The sequence below is a fragment of the Actinomadura sp. KC345 genome (genome assembly GCF_004348515.1).
GTDB lineage: Bacteria > Actinomycetota > Actinomycetes > Streptosporangiales > Streptosporangiaceae > Spirillospora.
Window position 1 is genome coordinate 1 of record NZ_SMKH01000583.1, and the last position, 1,139, is coordinate 1,139.

Sequence of the window (1,139 nt, forward strand, 5' to 3'; positions counted from 1 at the left end):
TGCGCAATTGGGGCCAGCTGGACGTCGCGCCCGTCGATCCCGACACCTCCGATCCCTACACCAAGTGCCGCATCATCGCGATGAACGGCATCGAGGTGGAGGCGATCATGTTCAGTCACCACTTCAACCGGGTCTGCCCGGATCTGGAGGTCAAGCAGCAGCTCGCGCAGGTCCGCAACATCGAGCAGCAGCAGCAGAAGGTCGTCAACTGGCTGCTGCCCGGCCAGGCGTCGGTGCTGGAGACCACGATCTCCTACGAGCAGGTCGCGGTCGACCTGACCGGCTGGGTCGCCCGGCAGGAGCCCGATCCCTATCTCAGGCAGGCCTACCAGTTCGGGCTGCTGGAGGACTTCGACCACCTGTACCGGTACGCGAACCTGTACGAGATCATCGAGCACCGCAAGGCCGAGAAGATCATCGACCAGCTCACCGAGGCGATCCCGGGACGGCCCACGCGGCTTCATCACCGCCACCCGATCGACAACGTCCGCGAGCCCTACGACCGGGAGGCCGCGGCGCCGATCTCCAAACTGCACGCGCTGACGATCATGGCGGCCGAGCAGCAGACGATGAACTTCTACATGAACGTCGGCCCGATGTACATGGAGCCGATCGCGCGGCAGCTCTACCAGGAGATCGGCCTGGTCGAAGAGGAGCACGTCACGCACTACGAGTCGCTGGTCGACCCGGGGGAGACCTGGTGGGAGCGGCTGGTCAACCACGAGTACAACGAGTGCTACCTGTACTACTCGTTCATGCAGACCGAATCGGACCCGCGCGTCAAGGGCGTCTGGGAACTGCACCTGAACATGGAGCTGGAGCACCTGCGCATCGCGTGCGACCTGATGCGCCGCCACGACGGCCGCGACCCGGAGTCGATTCTGGCGCCGTCGCTGCCCGAGCCGGTCACCTTCGAGCCGAACAAGCAGCTCGTCCGCGAGCTGCTGGCCACCCAGATCGACTGGACGACGCTGGGCACCGGCTACGTCCAGGAGGCCCACCGCCGGTTCGAGGAGTACCAGGACAAGATCAACGCCGAGCGGCCGCCCAGCGACCAGGTCATGGAGGACCACCAGCACAAGTTCGGTGAGGAGTACCGGCTGGAGACCGAGGGACCGCACCCCGTCCCGAGCATGCGC

Annotated in this window: 1 protein-coding gene; it reads left to right on the forward strand. The window is 65.6% G+C overall.

Features of this window, described 5'->3' with window-relative positions; translation table 11 throughout:
* On the forward strand, nucleotides 1-1,139 hold a 1,139-nt coding region (locus tag E1281_RS39730), incomplete at both ends, for a hypothetical protein (RefSeq protein WP_131884823.1).